At 64.7% G+C, this 2,025-nt stretch carries 1 protein-coding gene; it reads right to left on the reverse strand.

The window, feature by feature from the left end; translation table 11 throughout:
* On the reverse strand, window positions 1-2,007 hold a 2,007-nt coding region (locus tag CKY51_RS20320), incomplete at its 3' end, for a condensation domain-containing protein (protein ID WP_244952561.1).
* Window positions 2,008-2,025 lie beyond the last annotated feature (18 nt).

The raw sequence follows: 2,025 nt of genomic DNA on the forward strand, positions 1-2,025 counted from the left end.
CGTGGCGTAGGTGACCTGCACGTTACCGCACTCCACGGCCACCGCACCCGGGGTCCTGGCGGCTTGTTGCTCGACCATCGCCGCGATGGTGAGCTGCGGCACGGTCGGCATCTGGGCGGGATTGAAGCTCAGCAAGTGCTGACGCTCGCTGTCCGGCAGCACGCGCAGTTGCGCGACCGGCTGATCGTCCGCACGCTCCAATGCCTCCACCAGCTGCGCCAACGCAACCTGCATGTAGATGCACAGGCGCGCTGCATCGAATCCCGCAGGTAGATGACCGATCAACTGGACGCCCGCATCGGTTTCCTCTACCTCCAGCACCACCGGATAGTGATTGCTGCGCAACGTCGTCTGCATCTCGATGCCAGGCCACGCGGCGAGCGGCTCGGCACCCCCTTGCTGCCGGGAACGGTAGTTGAGCAGTGCGGTGAACAACGGGGACGGCGGTGCCACGCCACTGCAGCGTTGCACCTCGTTCAAGGCCGCCTGCTCGTGCGACAGCAAGCCGCTGAGCTGCGCATGCACGGTCTTCACCGCATCGCTTACGGTCTGCATCCCGACGCGGACGCGCACCGGCAAGGTATTGATGAACATGCCGATCGCACGATCCGCCCCCAGTCCGGCATGCATGCGTCCCAGCAGCACGGTCCCGAACACCACATCGTCGCTCGCCGAGAGTTGGCTCAGCACCTGCGCCCAGGCCAGGTGATACAGACTGGAGGGGGTCACCCCCAACTGGGCAGCAGCGGTACGCAACCGACTGCATAGCTCCATCTCCAGCGTCTGTACCGCCTGCTCGGCAGGCCGGCCATCGCCATGGATGTCCTGCAGGCCGTAAGGCAGACTGGGCACCTCGAAATCTCCCAGCGAGTGGCGGAAGAACGCTTCCCGCTCGGCCTGACGGCCATCCAGACGTGCCTGTGCCACGTAGTTGCGATACGGAATCGATGGTTCCAACCGATCACCGTGGCCTGACAAGCAAGCATGCAGCTCTGCGTGCAAGACATGCATCGTCGCCGCATCGTAGACCAGGTGATGAATCAGCAGGATCGCCATCCAACGATCGCAGGCCGCATCGTAGACGCAGTGCAGCTGCAGCAGTGGAGCGATCGACAGATCCAGGCGATAACGCACAGGATCCAGGTGCGACTGCAACTGCGAAATGGCATCGACAGCAGACAGCTCGGGTTGGAAAAGCACAACGCTCAGTGGGGCCTGCCGCCAGACCACCTGCACAGGTGCATCCAGCCGCTCCCATACCACGCTGGTGCGCAAGACGTCATGGCGATCGATGACCTGTTGCAGTGCCTTTGCAAAATGGTCAAGGCGGTCGCGGGAGTCGAACGAATATTGCACCGACTGCAAATAGGGATCGCCCTGCCGGGCGGCCAAGTGGTGGTACAACACACCCTCTTGCAAGGGCGCCAGCGGATAGATGTCCTGCACGTTGGCAGCGCCGCCAGGCACGCGGGCGACGATCTGATCGATCGCGTCCTGCGACAAGTCCACCAGCGGCAGCAGCGCCGGGGTGATGTGCTGACAGCCCGGCGGGATCCGATTGGCGGGCACTTCAATGGCCTGCTCGGCCCCCACTGCCGCCGCCAGCGCTGCCAGCGTCGGCTGCCCGAACAGCACCCGCACATCGGCACCAAGCCCTTGCCGCCGCATGCGCTCCACCAACGTCACCGCCAGCAACGAGTGCCCGCCCAGCTGGAAGAAGTTGTCGTGCCGCCCCACCTTCTCCACGCCCAGCACGGCTTGCCAGATCTCGGCCAGGGTCTGCTCCAACGGGCCTTGTGGCGCCTCATACTGTTGGTGTGCGTAGTCGTCCGCATCCGGTGCGGGCAGCGCCTTGCGATCCAGCTTGCCATTGCGCGTCAACGGCCAGCTCGCCAGCACGACGAAAGCGCTCGGCACCATGTAGTCCGCCAGGCTGAGCTGCAACTGCGCACGCAAGCCCTCGGCCGGTGGCGCCAACGGATGGTCCTGGCCAATGAGGAAAGCCACCAGGCGCTGATCGCCCGC

This window comes from Xanthomonas maliensis (assembly GCF_009192945.1).
Lineage (GTDB): Bacteria > Pseudomonadota > Gammaproteobacteria > Xanthomonadales > Xanthomonadaceae > Xanthomonas > Xanthomonas maliensis.